This is a genomic window from Candidatus Methylomirabilota bacterium, from assembly GCA_036002485.1.
Taxonomy (GTDB): domain Bacteria; phylum Methylomirabilota; class Methylomirabilia; order Rokubacteriales; family CSP1-6; genus AR37.
This window is the reverse complement of sequence record DASYTI010000028.1, coordinates 12,396-28,376: the sequence shown is the minus strand read 5'-3', so window position 1 is coordinate 28,376 and position 15,981 is coordinate 12,396. Positions and strand designations below refer to the sequence as shown.

The window sequence follows — 15,981 nt, the reverse complement described above, 5'->3', positions numbered from 1 at the left end:
ACGTGAGCAGCATGACGGCGTCAGTGACGAAGGTAGGCGACTCTGCCCGCGGTGTATGCACAATGCCCGACTCGATCTATCGCGTCAAGCCTTCTGGCTGCTTGCCAGGCTGCGCGCGGCCTCGGCGATGGCCTCCACGATGAAATGGTAGCCGGTGCAGCGGCAGAGATGGCCGGCCAGCATCTCGCGGATCTCCTCGTGCGTCGGAGTCGGATGCTCCTCGAGGAAGGCGCAGACGCTCACGATGATGCCGGGCGTGCAGTAGCCGCACTGCAGCCCGTGCTTGCCCCAGAATGCCTCCTGGACCGGATGAAGCCCATCGCCGGGCGCGATGCCCTCTATGGTCGTGATGGCGCGGCCGTCGGCCTGGACGGCCAGCATGAGACAGGCGCGGACGGGCTCGCCGTCGAGGAGCACGGTGCAGGCGCCGCACACGCCGTGCTCGCAGCCGACATGGGTCCCGGTGAGATCAAGGTCTTCGCGGACGAAATCAGCGAGAGTCGAGCGCACATCGGCATCACGCGCGTGCGGCACGCCATTGACGGTCACGCGAATGGCGCGCTTCATTCCGTCTTCCCGCAGCGCTCGAGCGCCGCGGTGAGCACCCGCTCGGCGAGGGTGGCGGCCACGCTCGAGCGGTATTCCGCGGTGGCGTGAAGATCGCCGTCGGGGCGGAGGGCGGCCGCCGCCGCCTTCGCCGCCTCGCCGAGGCGCGCCGCCGTCGCCTTCTCGCCCAGGAGCGCGGCCTCGCCGGGCCCGCTTCTGACCGGCGTGCCGCCGACACCGAAGAAGCCGAGGCGCGCATGAGAGACGGCCCCGCCGCCATCCAGGGCCAGGACCGCCGCGCAGCCGACCAGGGCAAAATCGCCGTGGCGTCGCGTCACCTCGGCGAAGCCCCAGCCCGCGCCCGCGGGCGGCAGGGTGAAGTGGACCGCGGTGGCGAGCTCGTCCGACTCGAGCGAGGTGGTCAGGGGCGCGAGATAGAGCTGGCCGGCGGAAATGACGCGCTCCCCTCCCCTCCGCCGCGCGACCACCTCGCCGTCGAGGCAGAGGAGGAGGGCGGGCAGCTCGGAGGCGGGGTCGGCGTGGACGACGCTGCCCACCACGGTACCGCGATTCCGTATCGGGGGATGCGCCACCCACCGCAACGCCTCGGCGAGGAGGGGCGCGCGCTCACGCGCCCAGCGCTCGAGTGCGCGCTGGCGCACCAGCGCGTTCACGGTCAAGACGCCTCGGGACTCGGCCATGCCCTCGAGATCGCCACAGCCATTGATGTCCACCAGCGCCGCCGGTCTGGCCAGCCGCAGGGCGAGCATGGGAATGAGACTCTGTCCTCCCGCGAGCACCTTGGCGTCGTCACCATGGCGGCGAAGCGCCTCCACCGCGTCCGCGGCGCTCGAGGCCGCGACGTATTCGAAGGGCGGCGGCTTCACGATTTCTTCGCCCGGCGGATGAGGTCGAGTACCACGGAGGGGCCGAGAGGCGTGCGCGTGACACGGACATTCCAGGGGGCGAGGGCGTCTTCGACGGCATTGCCGATGGCGGCGGGAGGCGAGATGGCCCCGCCTTCGCCTATCCCCTTGATGCCCAGAGGGTTGCGCGGCGACGGGTATTCGAGATGCACGGTCTCGATGGGCGGCACCTCCATGGCCGTGGGGACGAGGTAGTCCATGAAAGTGCCGGTGAGGAGCTGGCCCTGCTCGTCATAGACCATCTCCTCGAGCAGCGCGCCCCCGATGCCCTGGGCGACGCCGCCGTGGATCTGCCCTTCCACGATGACGGGATTGATGACCTTGCCGCAGTCGTGGGACACGAGGTAGCGCAGGAGCCGGACCGACCCCGTGCCGGCATCCACCTCGACGAGAGCGATATGCACTGCACTCGTATACGTCACTGTCGGCTGATGGTGATAGACCGTGGCCTCGAAGTCCGGCGAGAGGGAGCCGGCCTTGGCGAAAGTCGGGATGGTCGACTGGATGACGCGCGCGAGCGGCACCGAGGAGCCAGGCGCGCCCCGCACCGACACGGTGCCGTCGTTGACCTCGATGTCGGCGGGCGCCGCCTCGAGGAGGGCGGCCGCCGCCTGGGCGATCTTGTCTCTCACCTTGCCGGCCGCCACGTGGATGGAGCTGCCGGCATTCACCGCGCTCCGCGACGCGAAGGTACCGACCCCGAACGGAATGGCCGCCGTATCGCCGCCCACCACGGTCACCCAGTCGAGCGGAATGCCGAGCGCGTCCGCCGCGATCTGCGCGAATGAGGTCTCGTGCCCCTGCCCCTGACTGCAGGCGCCCGTGGCGACCACGGCGCGCCCCGAGGGATCGAGCCTGACCACGGCCCCCTCATAGGGACCGATGGCCGTCCCTTCGACATAGCCCGAGATGCCGATGCCGCGGTGAACCCCTCTGGCCCTGAGCTCCGCCTGCCCTCTTCTGAGCGCGTCATAGCCGATGGTCGAGAGCGCCGAGTCGAGCGCCGCCTTGAAATCGCCGCTGTCATAAACCAGCCGGTTGCCGTCGCGATACGGGATGCCGAGCTCATAGGGCATATCGGCTTCGCTCAGGTAGTTCTTCCGCCTCAGCTCGGCGGGATCCATGCGCAGCTCTCTGGCGAGGCAATCCACGATGCGATCCATGGCGAAGACGGTCTCGGGGCGGCCCGCGCCGCGATAGGGAGCATTCGGCGTCTTGTTGGTGACGACGCCTCGGCATTCGACGCGCAAGCTCGGCACGCGGTGAGGTCCCAGGAGGTGGGCGACGGTGTTGTAGGGCAGGACGATACCCCACGAATTGTAGGCGCCGAGATCGACCCAGATCCGGTCGCGCACGGCCAGCATGGTCCCGTCGCGCCGCGCGGCGATCTCGATCTCGTGGATCTGGTCACGCGCGTGCGCGGCCGCCATCATGTGCTCGCGGCGGTCCTCGACCCACTTGACGGGGCGACGCGCGGCGATGGCCGCGGCGGGGATGAGCAAGTCTTCCGGGTAACCCGTGGCCTTGGTGCCGAAGCCTCCGCCCACGTCCGGCGCGATGACGCGGATCTTGTGGGGGGGCAGCCCGAGGGCGGCCACCAGTCCTTGCTGGACGAAGTGGACCACCTGAGTGCCATTCCACGTGGTCAAGGTGCCGTCGCGCACATCCCACTGCGCGGCTACCCCGCGTGTCTCGATGGGCATGCCGACATAGCGCTGTATGTGAAAGCGCTCGCGCACGGTGACGTCAGCCGCGCGGAAGGCGGCGTCGGCATCGCCGAAGCCGGTGGCGAAGTGAATCGCGACATTGTCGCCCCACTCGCCGTGGAGCACCGGCGAGCCGGGCTCGGCCGCCGCCACCATGTCGACGACGGCGGGCAGCGGCTCGTACCCGACCTCGATCGCCTCACCGGCGTCTTCGGCCAGGGCACGGCTCGTGGCCAGGACCATGGCCACGATCTCGCCCACGAAGAACACGCGATCGCGCGCCATGGCCAGTTGCGGCACCTGCTTCATGGTGACATTGACACGCGCGGCGAGACCGGGGGGGACGGCGCCGAAGAGAGGCAGCGGCTTCATCCACCGCTCGAGGTCGGCGAAGGCGAAGGCATGCGCCACCCCGGGCATCCGGCGCGCCGCGTCCGTCTTCACGGAAACGATTCTGGCGTGGCCGTGCGGGCTCCGCACAAAGGCCGCGTGGAGCATCCCGGGCAGCTTGATGTCATCCACATAGCGGCCTTCACCGCGGAGGAAGCGAGGGTCTTCTTTCCGGCGAACGGAGGCCCCGAAGAGTTTCGCGCCCATGGAACCGCCCGACCATATCAACAGCCCGCACACCTGTCCAGCGCGCGGGTACTGGGCCAATTTGCTTCGCCAGGTCAACTCAGCTTTCGCCTCGCGGCAGGGCCGCTCAGCTCGAACGGCCACGTTCTCGGTCGCCAGCAACGCTCAACGTACACCCACGTACGCCTCGCGTTGCCGGCTCCCTCGGGCGTGGCTCTTCGAGCTGAGGGCGAAGCCCGAGGCGAGGGCTGAGTAAATGTGGCTCGCAACTTGGCCCAGTACCCCGTCGGGTCCCTGCGGCGTCGAATACCCCCCTCACCGTGTCCGTCATAGCCGGGTGAGAGGAGGAATCGACCATGAGCCCACTCGGTAAGATTGTCACGACCGGCATCGCTCTCGTAACGGGAACCTCGCTCCTCACGGGCGTCACCACCGCCTACATGCTCCGTCCCGCGGCGCCCGCCGATACCATGACCGCAACCTACGCCCCGACGCCCGTACGCCGCGCCCCCGCGGTCGTGGCGCCTCGGGTAACGCCGGTGGCGAGCCACGCCACCGTGTACACGCCTCGACCGACTCCGGTAGCTACGACGGCATCCGATTGTGCGACCGGCGGTGATCGCGCCTGGCGTATCGCCAAGCCCGGTGCTCTCGGTGGGCTGCTCGGCGCGGGCCTGGGTGCCGCCGGGGGAGCCATTGCGAACGGCGGCTCGGGCGCGGGTAAGGGTGCCTTGATCGGCGGTCTGGTTGGTGCCGTCGCCGGCACCGGCTACGGCGCCTACAAGACGAAGAACGAGTGCGGGACGATCTTCGGGAATCCCGGCTTCGCCGAGCGCGGAGCCGCTCCCGGCAGCGCGGATCGTGGCCCCGTGACCGAGGCCGCTCTCCGCCCCCGCGCGGCCGACGACATCACCATCTATAACGTTCGTTAGAGCTCGCTCACTCCACCATGCGGGCGTCACGCTTTCTCGGCGTGGCGCCCGCTCAAGTCTCCGCGGTCGGGTCTTGCCATCCGACACCCCGCCGGCGTGGCGTCAGTCAGGGATGCACGCGGTGACCGTGATCTCCACTAGGAGCTCGGGGGAGTTCAGCATCACCTCCACCGTGGTCCTGGCCGGCTTGTCGGCGGGGAAATACTTGCCGTATTCCTCGTTGTAGGCGGCCAGGTCTTCCCGTCTGGTGAGATACGCGGTCACCGTCAGCACGTTGTCGAGAGAGGTGCCCGCGGCCTGGAGAATCAGCTTGATTCGCTCCAGGACATTGCGGGTCTGCTCACGGATATCCTTGCCGACTTCCCCGGTGGTGGGATGCCTCCCGGTTTGGCCCGCCACGAAAACGAGATTGCCGAATCTGGTGGCCGCGGACAGGTTGGGGTTGGAGGCGGCCAAACTCACCTTGATGGTTTCTTTCCTGGGCATGTCGTTTCCCTTTCGGGCCGAGCGGTTGCTGGGCGGAGGCGATCTCAGATCGCGAAAGCGGACAGAGAGGGCGCGTCGGGCCCTGACCGTCGCTCAGTCGATGCCGAAATCGTAGACCTTGCCGGTTCCCGTCGCGAAGCCCTGAGTAATGATGAAGCCGTACTCACCCGGGGCCAGCGCCTTCTTGGGCTTGATGCGGTAGAAGCCGCGGGGATCCTTCTCCGCGTCGACGTCGATCTTGTCCTCGTTCCGTACGCCCTGCTTGTGGGTGCCTCCAAAGGGCATGAAGGCGCCGCTCGAGATCTTGAGGTTACGATCGTCATTGTCATCACCGGGCTTGAGGCGAACGAGGGGGGCCTCGTTGGGAGCCCACACGCTGAAGAAAACGGGCTCCCGGTCGGCCACGCGGTAGGCCGCCTTACGCCCTTTGAGGACGATCTCGCTCTTCGTCGAGAAGAACTGCGTATTGGTCTCGATCGATGCCGCGGCGGCCGCCAGCTCGATGTACTGATCGCCGCGGTAGTGGTAGACGCTGTCGCGCCCCTGGGGAAGCCCTCCGCCCGGAGTCCTCGCCGGCGCCCCCGCCGGAGCGGTGAGCGTGGTCCCGCCCGGCCCCGTGTGCCCAACCATGGCCTCGATGACCTGATCCGACAGGCCGGCCTGCTTCAGCGACACGAGGCTCTGCGTGCTGACGTCGAACTTCGACTGGCTCGACCGGATCTTGGCGAGGATGACCGCGTCCGACAGTCCCGCCTTCTTCATGGCGATCACCGAGTCATTGGTCAGCACTTCTTGCGCGGCGACGGAGGCCGCGAGCAGGAGCAGGCAGAGCGCGATCAGCCGCGCGAGCGTCCGGTAGGTCGTCATGACGTGGTCTCCCCTGGATGTGGTGCGCGCCGTCCGCGCTCGCAATCAGCGTCCGCCGACTGCCCGATTTATAGGGTAGGGCCCGGTCGCTGTCAACGGAAGCTTTCGCCTCCCGTGCCAAGGATCCGCGTCCTAGTGACGGTGAGGGGCGGGAAGCTCTCCCCTGGCCATGGCCAGATGATGGGGACCGTGATGGCCACCCTGCACAACAAGCCCGGCGAAGCCGAGCTCTCGGATGCGGGCAGTCGTCGTGGTATCGCCTGCGTCGCGGGCAACCACGGTGAGCCTCGCCCCTGCCGCGATCGGCTCGGCCTTGGCCGTCCACCGGGGCATCTTGTCGAGCTCTGCCGCATGCGGGAGGACCATGGCGCGAATGGCCGCTCGAGTTCGGCCGGCTCCCGTGATCTCCATGGCGAGCCCGCCCGGCACCCGCGCGGACTTCACGGCCGCGCGCAGAACCACCTCGTTCATGTCGATCAGATGCTGGCGCAGGCGCTCGAGGTCGACTCGGCTCCAGTCGGTGGCGGGGTCGGCCTCGAGCAGGCGCACGATCTCCGCGATCGCGCCAAAAGCATCCTGGCCCGGCATCACGGGCGATTCGGTTGGATGATGTCCCTGGTGCATGCTCTCGTGTGACGTCGACCCATGCCCGCCGGAGCCCGATGGCGTCTGCGCCCAGACCCCGCCGTAGGCGGCAAGCCACGCGGCCACCATCAGCACTCCGACGCCTATCGTCGCGACTCGCTTCATGTCGGCCTCCTTGGGTGAATGATCGGGCCGAGTATCCCAAGGGCACGGCCGGCCGCGCGATGACTTAAGTCACATCGTCACTTTCGCCCCGGGCAAGGGCGGCCAGGCGCTCGGCGTCGCGCAGCACGATCTTCGAGCGACGTCGCTCGATGAGACCGCCCCGCTCCAGCTCGGCAAGGGCCCGAGAGACGAGCTCGCGCACGGTCCCCAGGCGCGAGGCGAGCTGCTCTTGCGTCAGCCCCAGATTCACGACTTCGCCGTCGGCGGCCGCTTCAAGGTGCCGGGCCAGGCGCTCCGTGACACTTCTGAGCGCCAGGTCTTCCGCCAGGACGGCGAAACGCCGCACACGTCGCGCCATGCTCCCGAGCATGGCCAGAGCCACCGCCGGGTGACGCCGACACAGGCCAAGTACTTCGGTCCGTGGCACCACCACCAGCCGCGTCGGGGCGACGGCCGTGGCAATGAACCCTTTGCCGTCGAAGAGCGGCGCTTCGCCGAGCGCTGCCCCCGGGCCTTCGGCGTGCAGCACCTGCTCTCGTCCGCGCGGCGAGGCCTGCCGGAGCTCTACCGCACCCGAGATGATGACGAAGAGTCCCGGGCACGGCTCGCCCACCTCGAAAGCGCGCTCTCCCTTGCCCAGCGCCAGGACCCGGCAGCGCCGGGCGATCGGCGCGAGCTCCGCCGCCGGGACCGAGCGAAAATACGCCACGCGACGGAGCGCCGTCAGCGCCGGGGCACTCGCCTCCTCCCTGGTCCGTGTCGCCATCAAGGTCCTCCAAGAGCAGCTGATCCCAACCACCCATCCTGCCGGACGTCTTCGGGAACTATCGACGAAAGCTCGCGAGAATGTCCTCGGAGTGGAGAAACGAGATCAGGTTGTGCCAGAAGGAATCACGAGATTGTCATGATGCCCGACGACTTGAAGCGAGCCGGACTCGAAGCCCTCGGCAAGACGTGGCCTGACCCGCTCGCCGCTTGTGACTTAGCAACTCCCGTCAAGCCGGCGCGAACACGTCGTCCGCGCCGGTCACGAGCGATCCCGCTACTCCCTCCCCCGTCCCCGCCGGCCCGCTCGAGAAGGCGCGGTCGCGCTGGAGCACGGGCATCACGCGCTCGGCGAACAGCCGCATGTTCAGCTCCGCCTCTTCGTGCGGCATGCCCCCGTAGCCGAACTCCGTCACGAGATGGTCGAGGCCGGTGAGGCGGTGCAGCTCGGCGAGCTGCTGGAGACAGTCGTCGGGCGTGCCCACAACCTGGATCTTGACGTAGAAGTCCGTGGCCTTCTTGCGGTAGCCCTCGTCCTTCATCTTGCTGTACGTCTTGGCCATGTTGCCGTAGAACTCGTACCCCTTCACGGACGCGAGGTGCCCGTCGGAGAAGTGGTAGTGGTTGTCGATCGAGTCCCACTTGCGGCTGAGATACGTCTTCGCCCGCTCCTGCGCCTCCGGACGGCTCTCCGCCACGGAGATATTCATGAGGATGATGGGGGGCCGCGGGGGGTGGCCCACGCTCGTGGCGGTGTCGCGATAACGCTGGATGTCCTGGGCGGCCTTCGGCCATTCGTTCTGCATGACCACGAGCACCCCGAACCCGAGCTTGGCCATGATCTCCGCCGATTCCGGGCTCACCGACGAGGCGTAGAAGCGTCGCTCGGGATGAGAGATCGGGCGCGGGCGAATGGACGTCCGCGGGATCTTGAAGAACTCGCCGTCCCAGTCGAACGACGGCTCGGTGAGCGCCTTGACCACGATCCGGGCCGCCTCCACGAACCGGGCGCGGGCCTCCTCCATGGGAATGCGGAAGCCCGAGTACTCCGCGCTGGCCGCTCCGCGGCCAAAGCCGAACAGGCAACGCCCGCCCGACAGCACGTCGAGCAGGGCGATCTCTTCGGCCACGCGTACGGGATCGTGCCAGGGCAGGACAATGACGGCGGTGCCCAGGGTGATCCGGCGCGTGCGGCCCGCGTAGTAGCTGAGGAGCTGGGTGGGCGACGGCGACATGGCATACCCGGTGAAGTGGTGCTCGAGGGCGAAGAGCGAGTCGAAGCCGAGCGGCTCGGCCAGATCGCCGAGGGCCATGTGCTCGGCGAGCACGGCCGCGTCCGAGTGCCCCTCCTTGCTCAGCATGTTCAGCGCGGTGCCGACCTTCATGGCGTCCTCCTCCCCGCAGGCTGTCTCCCGTCGCCCCCGCGGGCGCCAAAGCCACGTGCCTTCGTCACACGCGAAGTATACACGGAGCGCCGCCGCTCGCGGGGTGGTCCGGGTCGCCCCTCCGAAGGAGAAATGCTAGACTGCCAACTCTATGACGCCCCTCGAATGGGCTCGCTACGCGCGCGCCCTGCCCTCGATCGCCGCCGCCGTCGGCCGCACCCCGCTCGTGCGGCTGAACCGGATGACCGCGGACGTCAAGCCCGCGCTCTACGTCAAGGTCGAGTGGTATGGGGCCACGGGCAGCCTCAAGGACCGGATCTATCTCCACATGTTCGAGCGCGCCGAGGCGCGGGAAGATCTCAAGCCCGGCATGAGCGTGCTCGAGTGCTCCACGGGCAATGCCGGCATCGCCTGCGCCTGGGTGTCGGCCGTCAAGGGCTATCCCTGCACCATCGTCATGCCCGAGGGCATGAGCGAGGAGCGCAAGAAGATCATGCGCGCCTACGGCGCCGACCTCGTCTTCACCAAGGGCGGCGAGAGCGACGTGGATCTTTCCCTCCAGAAGCTCGGGGAGATACGCGCCGCGAATCCCGCGCGCTACTGGGTGCCGGGTCAGTTCGACAATCCCGACAATGTCGAGGCGCACATGCTGACCACGGGACCGGAGATCTGGGCCCAGATGGACGGCAAGGTCGGCGCCTTCGTCGACTCCCAGGGCTCGGGCGGGCTCCTCACGGGTGTGGGCCGCTACCTGCGACAGCATGACGCGGCGGTACGCCTCTACGCCGTCGAGCCCGCGGAGTGCGCGCTCCTCTCCGCGCGCGCCTGGGGGCATCACGGCATCGAGGGCATCGGCGACGGCTTCGTGCCGCGCAACCTCGACGTCGCCCAGCTGACGGGCATCATCACCACCACCACCGACGAGAGCGTCGAGACCGCTCGTCGGCTCGCCAAGGAAGAGGGCATCTTCTGCGGCATCTCGAGCGGCTGCAATGTCGCCGCCGCCCTCAAGCTGGCGCGCCGCCATCCGGAGCTTCCCTCCATCGTCACCATCATCAACGACACGGGCCAGCGCTACTTCACCACGCCGCTGTGCGGCGAGGCCAAGCACGTGGACATCCCGGAGCGCGATCATCCGCTCGATCCCCACACCGTAGACCAGCTCGATCGCTTCCAGAAGAGCTGGGAGGTCATTTCTTGACGATCTCGCCTCGCGAGTACGACTTCCGGGCCGCGCGGGCCCGGCTCGAGGGGAAGCCGAAGAGCGCGGGCGAGAAGCTGACGACCATCGAGAACGCCGTCGCCCAGATCAAAGACGGCGATCACCTCGCCTTCGGCGGCTGCCTCTTCTCGCGCACGCCCCTGGCCCTCATCCGCGCGCTGCTCCGTCGCCGCCCCCAGGGGCTCAGCATCTCGCGCAACCTCATGTGCTACGAGGGCGAGTGGTGCATGGTCGCGGGCGCCGTGGACAAGGTCGTCACCTCCTGGATGGGCATCGGCCTGCCCTGGGGGCTCTCCAAGATCGTGCGCGAATACGTCGAGTCGGGCCGCGTGCCCATGGAGGAGTGGAGCCACCTCGGAATCGGGCTGCGCTACCGCGCGGCGGCCATGGGCGTGCCCTTTCTGCCCGCCCTGACCATGCTGGGCTCCAGCCTGGTGGACGTGGGCGGCGCCAAGATCATCGACTGCCCGTATACCGGCGAGAAGCTCCTCGCCGTGCCCGCGCTCTTCCCCGATGTCGCGCTGCTCCACGTGCACCGCGCCGACCGCTTCGGCAATTGCCAGATCGACGGCTATGCCCACATGGACGCCGACATCTCGCGCGCGGCGGCCACCGTGCTCGTCACCGCGGAAGAGATCGTGAGCGAGGAGGAGATTCGCCGGCATCCCGACCGGACCGTCATCCCGGGCTTCATCGTGGACGCCCTCGTTCACGTGCCCCACGGCGCCTACCCGCACGAGTGCTACGGCCTCTACGATGCCGAGCCAGATCATTTCGGCGCGTACGTCGAGAGCATCAACGCGCGCGGCCCGGCCGCCGTGCAGGAATACCTGGACCGCTATGTCTACGGCCCCGCGACCCACGCGGAGTATCTGGCCCTCTTCGGGGAGGAAGCGCTGGCCGCGGCAAAGCGGCGCGGCAAGGAACTGGTCTCGTGAGCGCGGGCGGGAGCGGCGTGACGCCCAACGAGCTCCTGGCCGTGATGGGCGCGCGCGAGCTCAAGGACAACATGACGGTCTTCGCGGGCGTGGGCGCCCCCTTGATGGCTTCCGCGCTCGCCCAGCGCACCCATGCGCCGGGCCTGACCATGATGGTGGAGGGCGGCATCATCGGGCCCAGATGGAAGCCGGGCTCGCTGCCCATCTCGACCAATGAGATGCGCGCGGCTTACCATGCCCAGATGTTGCCCGGCATCACGGACGCCTTCCTGCTCGCCCAGCGGGGGTTTCTCGACGTGGGCTTCATCGGCGGCGCCCAGATCGACCGCTACGGCAATCTCAACACGAGCGCCATCGGGGGCAGCTACGAGCGGCCCAAGGTCCGGCTCCCCGGCAGCGGCGGTGCCAATGACATCATCTCGCTCTGCCGCGAGGTCATCATTCTCACCGTGCACGAGAAGCGGCGCTTCTCGGACACCGTGGATTTCATCACGAGCCCCGGCTGGCTGGACGGGGGCGACAGCCGCCGCAAGAGCGGCCTGCTCTTCGGGGGCGTCTCGCGCGTGGTGACCACCCTCGGCGTCTTCGGCTTCGAGCCCGGGAGCCGGCGGATGCGCCTCGAGGCCCTGCACCCTGGCGTCTCCGTCGACACGGTCCGCGCCAGCACGGGCTTCGACGTGCTCGTGTCCGACACGCTGACTACGACCAAGCCGCCAACCGACGAGGAGCTTGGTATCCTGCGCATGCTCGATCCCGCGCGGCAGTTTCTATGAACCCACCCCTCACCCTGCCCTCTCCCCTGAGGGGAGAGGGATACGAAGGATCCCCGTGACCCAGTTCGGTCTGGCCATCCGCAATTTCGTCGGCCCCGGCGAGGTACCCGACGTCACGAGCCTGTACGCCTACGCGGAGCGCGCCGAGGCCCTCGGCTTCGAGTCGCTCTGGGCCTGGGACCACATCCTCCTGGGCGTCGAGCCCTCGTTCCCCATCATCGACTCGATCACCACGCTGGCCGCCGTGGCCGCGCGGACCAGCAAGATCAAGCTCGGCACGGGCGTGCTCGTGCTCCCCCTCCGCAATCCCGTGGTCGCCGCCAAGGCCCTGGGCAGCCTGGACGTGATCTCGAGCGGCCGGCTCATCCTGGGCGTGGCCGCCGGATGGTACGCCCGAGAGTTCGACGCGGTGGGCGTGCCCTTCAAGCAGCGCGGGCGCATTTTCGAGCGCAATCTCGACATCCTCCTCCGGCTCTGGACGGAAGAGCGCGTCACCATCAAGGTCGACGAGTTCAACCTGCGCGATGCCGTCATGGTGCCGCGTACGGCCCAGCGCCCCCGCCCGCCCGTGCTGATCGGCGGCTATGTCGACGCCGTGCTCAAGCGCGTGGCCACGGTGGGCGACGGCTGGCTGACCTACTTCTACACCCCGGAGAGCTTCACCAAGTCCTGGGAGAAGATCCGCGCCTTCGCCAGGGAGGCCGGCCGCGATCCCGCCGCCCTCAGCGCGACGAACCAGCTGGCCATCTACGTCGGCAGGAACCGCGAGGAGACCGAGACGGACATGCGCCAGTGGCTGTCCACCGAGTGGGATACGGCGGCCTGGAGCGAGTCTACCATCGAGCACGCCATCCACGGCTCGGCCGAGCAGTGCATCGAGCAGCTGCGGGCCCACGTGAAAACGGGCGTGAATCGGATTATCCTGATCCCGTACCGCTACCAGCCGGCGCAGGTGGAGCGAATCGCCAAGGAGGTCATGGCAAAGCTATGAGCATCTACATCGACATCAACTGCGACATGGGAGAGAGCTACGGCCGTTGGACCCTGGGGCGCGACGAGGACGTCATGCCGCACATCACGTCGGCCAACGTCGCCTGCGGCTTCCATGGCGGCGACCCGCACGTGATGCGCAAGAGCGTGGAGCTGGCCCTCACGCACGGCGTGGCCATCGGCGCGCATCCCGGCCTGCCCGACCTCATGGGCTTCGGCCGGCGGCGCATGGACGTGAGCCCCCAGGAAATCAAGGACATCCATCGCTATCAGGTGGGCGCGCTCTGGGCTTTCGTCAAGGCCGCCGGCTCCACCCTCCAGCACGTCAAGGCTCACGGCATCCAGTACCACATGTTCGAGGACAATCTCGAGTTGGGTCGCGCCTCGGCTGAGCAGGTCGCCGAGCTCGACCCGAGCTTGATCCTCATGGTCATGGCCATGACCAAGTACGACGCGGAGGCGCGCAAGACCAAGGCGCGGGTGGCCGCCGAGGGGTTCGCCGACCGCGTCTATGCCGACGACGGCCAGCTCGTCAGCCGCAAACTCGGCAAGGACGCCCTGGTCAGCGATCCGTCGAAGGCGGCGGATCAGGCGGTCCGGATGGCCATGGAGCAGAAGGTGACGACCATCACCGGCAAGACCATCACGGCCAAGGTGGACACGATCTGCATACATGGCGACAGCCCGGGGGCGGAAAAGATCGTGGCCGCCGTCCGGGACGGCCTCGTCAAGGCTGGCGCGGTCGTGAAGCCACTGCGCGACTGGTTCAAGGGCTAGGAGCCCGCGAAGGCGAAGGCCGGGGCGCGATTCGATGGAACCGAAAGGTCATCGTCGGGGTTACTGGCTCAACAACATCCGCCCAATTGGAGGTCCCATGCGAACATCCCTGCTGCTCCGGAGCATCGTCGCCGCGGCCCTGATCAGCGTCGCCCTCGTCGGTAGCGCGGGCGCCCTCGAGGTCGGACAGAAGGCGCCCGACTTCGCGCTGAACGGCATCGACGGCAAGCCCGTCAAGCTGTCCGACCTGACGGCCAAGGGTCCCGTCGTCCTCTACACCTTCATCGCGGCGTTCACCCCCACCTGAACGAAAGAGCTCAGGGGCTTCGAGGCGGCGCTGCCGCAGTTCGAAGCCCTGGGTGCCCAGGTCGTGGGCATCAGCACCGATCATCACCTCGCCCTCGCCGCGTGGCAGAAGGATCAGGGCAGCAAGCAGCTTCTCCTCTCGGACTTCCGGCGTCAGATGCTCCCCGCCTACGGCGCCATGCAGACCGACGAGAAGAGCCCGGTCTACCGCTACGCGAGACGAGCCTACTTCATCATCGACAAGACGGGGACCGTGAAGTTCATCAAGGTCATGGACAACCCCCTCGATCTGCTCGACGCCGAAGAGGTCCTGAAGGCCACCAAGGCCGCCGCCTCCTGATCCACCGCAGACCCTTCCGGCGGGGAGCTGGGGCCAGCTCCCCGCCGGAGCCCGTTCGGGTTCGCTCGCCGTGGTGTGACGCCGTCCATGTCGTCGAGCTCATGGGGCCGGGAATTGCTTCTTGAAGAAGTCAACGACCGCGCCATTGAACGCCCGGTGAAACGCCTGACGGTCGAAGTCCGGCGCATCCTGGCAAATCACGGGTGCTCGCTTCACCATCTCTGCGCTGCAGGTGAGGAAGGCAAAGTGGCCGGCGCCTGGGATGACGACGTACTCGGGCCTGGTCGGCAGCGCGGTATAGATGGCCTCCGCATGTCGCGGATGGGGGGTGATGTCGTCATTCCCGGCGCGCCAAAGCTGCATGGGCACCTTGATCGGCGCGAGCGCATCCTTTCCGAAGGTGAAGCCGAGCGTCGGCGCGGCGACCACCGCGGCCTTGATGCGCCCGTCACGAACCCAGGCCGAGGCGGCAGTGTTGGTATCGACGTTGCGCTCCCTCAGCATGCCGCAAACGCGATCCGGAAACTCGGCGCAATAGGGAGTGATCCGGCTCAAGTCGGGGACGCCTCCGATCGTCACGAGAGCCGTAAAGCCGCCCACGGAGTACCCAAAGATGCCAATGCGGGTCGGGTCCACTCGGTCGTGGTAAGGCCAAGCGGCGAGCATGTAGTCGAGCACGCGGGCAACATGGCGTGGCCGTTCGACGAGACGAATCTCCTGGCTCTGGGCGACGGCGGCCACCACGAACCCGGCTTCGGCGAGCGCGAGGGCCGTGTGGTAGTGGTTTTCGAAGGAACCCTGGACGCCGTGCAGGACTACGATGAGGGGCAGTTGGTTTCCGACAAGGCCTCCGTCGGGCGCCACCGTCTGGCGGTGTGGACCGAGCAGCTGGGCGGACGCCGGGGCATCACTCGGATACCAGATCCCGACCTCGCGTGGCTTGTCGTCCGAATCCGGCACGCTGACGCGCTGGAAGCCGACAGTGCCGGCCGCGCCCGTCGCGGAAGAGAGAATGAGGGCCACTAGCAGCGAAAGCGTAATTTTCATCGAGCACCTTCGTTTTTGGGGCGCCCTGAGGCGGGGAGCATGGGTGGGCGTACCTTCTCGAGCAAATTGCGGACATCCGGCCGTGTAGGCACGCCCTGACGCCGAAGGCCCCGTCAGCGAGGTCGACCCTGCGTTGACCCCAGCTCGATCTCCCGCAGTCCACGCACCTTGATAGCTTCGGGCGCGAATCGTCCGCCTACGGCCACGCCCCCGGGCAAGGGCGTGTAGAGCTCGATCCCGATCGAGGCAATGGGCAGGGACGTCGCGTCGGGCCTCGGCGCGTCGAGGAGTTTCAAGGACACGATGGCGAGAATGGGCCCGCTGTCTTCGGGCGTATCGGGGAGCGGCTCGCGGTCGAAGGTCTGGTTCGGGAAGGCCGTCTTCATCGCCTTCTGGTGCACTTCCGAGTGATACCAGCCGACCAGGGCCTTCTTGCTCTCGAACCACGCGAAGATGACTCGCTTGCCGCTCGCCGTCTGCCCCGTCTCCACGCCGAGACACCCGGACCACGCCCTGGCCGCGCTGACCACGCTGGCGAAACCCCCCTGAGGAGCTTGCGCGCGAGCAGAAGCTATCAACGAGAAGAGCAGCGCGAGTGAAACGGACGCGGCAATCACGAGCTGGCGGCGCTTGCGAACTCTCATGACAA

The 15,981-nt window shown here is 67.9% G+C and carries 17 protein-coding genes; 7 read left to right on the top strand and 10 right to left on the bottom strand.

The window, feature by feature from the left end:
• Positions 1 to 84: 84 nt before the first annotated feature.
• The 3 genes from VGT00_03100 to VGT00_03090 are packed head-to-tail and all read right to left on the bottom strand — an operon-like array spanning position 85 to position 3,775.
• Positions 85 to 567 (bottom strand): (2Fe-2S)-binding protein, encoded by a 483-nt coding sequence (locus VGT00_03100; GenBank protein HEV8530386.1) that lies wholly within the window; start codon positions 565 to 567, stop codon positions 85 to 87.
• A complete protein-coding gene (locus tag VGT00_03095) occupies positions 564 to 1,433 on the bottom strand; it encodes an FAD binding domain-containing protein (GenBank protein ID HEV8530385.1) in 870 nt (289 codons plus the stop codon). Before VGT00_03095 ends, VGT00_03100 begins: the two co-directional genes overlap by 4 nt.
• A complete protein-coding gene (locus VGT00_03090) occupies positions 1,430 to 3,775 on the bottom strand; it encodes a xanthine dehydrogenase family protein molybdopterin-binding subunit (GenBank protein ID HEV8530384.1) in 2,346 nt (781 codons plus the stop codon). The genes VGT00_03095 and VGT00_03090 overlap by 4 nt, the downstream gene beginning before the upstream one ends.
• A 335-nt stretch (positions 3,776 to 4,110) precedes the next feature.
• Here VGT00_03090 and VGT00_03085 point away from each other — a divergent pair, with 335 nt between their 5' ends.
• Positions 4,111 to 4,686, top strand: coding sequence for a hypothetical protein (locus VGT00_03085; GenBank protein ID HEV8530383.1), 576 nt, complete (start codon positions 4,111 to 4,113; stop codon positions 4,684 to 4,686).
• 102 nt (positions 4,687 to 4,788) lie between these two features.
• Here VGT00_03085 and VGT00_03080 read toward each other — a convergent pair whose 3' ends face one another.
• From VGT00_03080 to VGT00_03060, 5 genes are all read right to left on the bottom strand, one after another.
• Positions 4,789 to 5,172 (bottom strand): RidA family protein, encoded by a 384-nt coding sequence (locus VGT00_03080; protein ID HEV8530382.1) that lies wholly within the window; start codon positions 5,170 to 5,172, stop codon positions 4,789 to 4,791.
• 93 nt (positions 5,173 to 5,265) lie between these two features.
• Positions 5,266 to 6,039, bottom strand: coding sequence for a hypothetical protein (locus VGT00_03075; protein ID HEV8530381.1), 774 nt, complete (start codon positions 6,037 to 6,039; stop codon positions 5,266 to 5,268).
• A 132-nt stretch (positions 6,040 to 6,171) separates the two neighbouring features.
• The gene (locus tag VGT00_03070) at positions 6,172 to 6,789 is read right to left on the bottom strand and encodes a hypothetical protein (protein HEV8530380.1); all 618 of its coding nucleotides are present in this window, start codon (positions 6,787 to 6,789) and stop codon (positions 6,172 to 6,174) included.
• A 64-nt stretch (positions 6,790 to 6,853) separates the two neighbouring features.
• On the bottom strand, positions 6,854 to 7,555 hold the full coding sequence (locus VGT00_03065; protein HEV8530379.1) for a Crp/Fnr family transcriptional regulator: 702 nt from the start codon (positions 7,553 to 7,555) through the stop codon (positions 6,854 to 6,856).
• A 229-nt stretch (positions 7,556 to 7,784) separates the two neighbouring features.
• Positions 7,785 to 8,939, bottom strand: coding sequence for an LLM class flavin-dependent oxidoreductase (locus VGT00_03060; GenBank protein ID HEV8530378.1), 1,155 nt, complete (start codon positions 8,937 to 8,939; stop codon positions 7,785 to 7,787).
• 151 nt (positions 8,940 to 9,090) lie between these two features.
• On the opposite strand from VGT00_03060, the gene VGT00_03055 reads away from it, so the two are divergent.
• Genes VGT00_03055 through VGT00_03030 form a run of 6 tightly spaced genes read left to right on the top strand, consistent with a single transcriptional unit; the run spans position 9,091 to position 14,285 of the window.
• Positions 9,091 to 10,140, top strand: a complete 1,050-nt coding sequence (locus tag VGT00_03055; protein ID HEV8530377.1) for a PLP-dependent cysteine synthase family protein — start codon at positions 9,091 to 9,093, stop codon at positions 10,138 to 10,140.
• Complete coding sequence (locus tag VGT00_03050) at positions 10,137 to 11,099, top strand: CoA-transferase (GenBank protein HEV8530376.1); 963 nt, start codon at positions 10,137 to 10,139, stop codon at positions 11,097 to 11,099. Before VGT00_03055 ends, VGT00_03050 begins: the two co-directional genes overlap by 4 nt.
• 44 nt (positions 11,100 to 11,143) lie before the next feature.
• Entirely contained in the window at positions 11,144 to 11,872 is a 729-nt protein-coding gene (locus VGT00_03045) for a CoA-transferase (protein ID HEV8530375.1), read from the top strand.
• 55 nt (positions 11,873 to 11,927) lie between these two features.
• Positions 11,928 to 12,863: a TIGR03619 family F420-dependent LLM class oxidoreductase gene (locus tag VGT00_03040; GenBank protein ID HEV8530374.1), complete on the top strand. Its 936-nt coding sequence runs from the start codon at positions 11,928 to 11,930 to the stop codon at positions 12,861 to 12,863.
• Positions 12,860 to 13,639, top strand: a complete 780-nt coding sequence (locus VGT00_03035) for a 5-oxoprolinase subunit PxpA (GenBank protein ID HEV8530373.1) — start codon at positions 12,860 to 12,862, stop codon at positions 13,637 to 13,639. The genes VGT00_03040 and VGT00_03035 overlap by 4 nt, the downstream gene beginning before the upstream one ends.
• Positions 13,640 to 13,673: 34 nt before the next feature.
• Positions 13,674 to 14,285 (top strand): peroxiredoxin, encoded by a 612-nt coding sequence (locus tag VGT00_03030; GenBank protein ID HEV8530372.1) that lies wholly within the window; start codon positions 13,674 to 13,676, stop codon positions 14,283 to 14,285.
• Positions 14,286 to 14,384: 99 nt separating this feature from the next.
• Here the strand turns inward: VGT00_03030 and VGT00_03025 are convergent, their stop codons facing one another.
• Both VGT00_03025 and VGT00_03020 read right to left on the bottom strand, forming a co-directional pair.
• On the bottom strand, positions 14,385 to 15,332 hold the full coding sequence (locus tag VGT00_03025) for a dienelactone hydrolase (GenBank protein HEV8530371.1): 948 nt from the start codon (positions 15,330 to 15,332) through the stop codon (positions 14,385 to 14,387).
• A 113-nt stretch (positions 15,333 to 15,445) separates the two neighbouring features.
• On the bottom strand, positions 15,446 to 15,976 hold the full coding sequence (locus VGT00_03020; GenBank protein ID HEV8530370.1) for a hypothetical protein: 531 nt from the start codon (positions 15,974 to 15,976) through the stop codon (positions 15,446 to 15,448).
• Positions 15,977 to 15,981 lie beyond the last annotated feature (5 nt).

What these genes read in the sequence shown, in the direction of transcription:
- VGT00_03085 (HEV8530383.1), top strand. Translation starts at nt 4,111, where the DNA reads ATGAGCCCACTCGGTAAGATTGTCACGACCGGCATCGCTCTCGTAACG.
- VGT00_03045 (HEV8530375.1), top strand. Translation starts at nt 11,144, where the DNA reads ATGGGCGCGCGCGAGCTCAAGGACAACATGACGGTCTTCGCGGGCGTG.
- VGT00_03100 (HEV8530386.1), bottom strand. Translation starts at nt 567, where the DNA reads ATGAAGCGCGCCATTCGCGTGACCGTCAATGGCGTGCCGCACGCGCGT.
- VGT00_03065 (HEV8530379.1), bottom strand. Translation starts at nt 7,555, where the DNA reads ATGGCGACACGGACCAGGGAGGAGGCGAGTGCCCCGGCGCTGACGGCG.
- VGT00_03090 (HEV8530384.1), bottom strand. Translation starts at nt 3,775, where the DNA reads ATGGGCGCGAAACTCTTCGGGGCCTCCGTTCGCCGGAAAGAAGACCCT.
- VGT00_03080 (HEV8530382.1), bottom strand. Translation starts at nt 5,172, where the DNA reads ATGCCCAGGAAAGAAACCATCAAGGTGAGTTTGGCCGCCTCCAACCCC.
- VGT00_03035 (HEV8530373.1), top strand. Translation starts at nt 12,860, where the DNA reads ATGAGCATCTACATCGACATCAACTGCGACATGGGAGAGAGCTACGGC.
- VGT00_03055 (HEV8530377.1), top strand. Translation starts at nt 9,091, where the DNA reads ATGACGCCCCTCGAATGGGCTCGCTACGCGCGCGCCCTGCCCTCGATC.
- VGT00_03075 (HEV8530381.1), bottom strand. Translation starts at nt 6,039, where the DNA reads ATGACGACCTACCGGACGCTCGCGCGGCTGATCGCGCTCTGCCTGCTC.
- VGT00_03070 (HEV8530380.1), bottom strand. Translation starts at nt 6,789, where the DNA reads ATGAAGCGAGTCGCGACGATAGGCGTCGGAGTGCTGATGGTGGCCGCG.
- VGT00_03020 (HEV8530370.1), bottom strand. Translation starts at nt 15,976, where the DNA reads ATGAGAGTTCGCAAGCGCCGCCAGCTCGTGATTGCCGCGTCCGTTTCA.
- VGT00_03060 (HEV8530378.1), bottom strand. Translation starts at nt 8,939, where the DNA reads ATGAAGGTCGGCACCGCGCTGAACATGCTGAGCAAGGAGGGGCACTCG.
- VGT00_03025 (HEV8530371.1), bottom strand. Translation starts at nt 15,332, where the DNA reads ATGAAAATTACGCTTTCGCTGCTAGTGGCCCTCATTCTCTCTTCCGCG.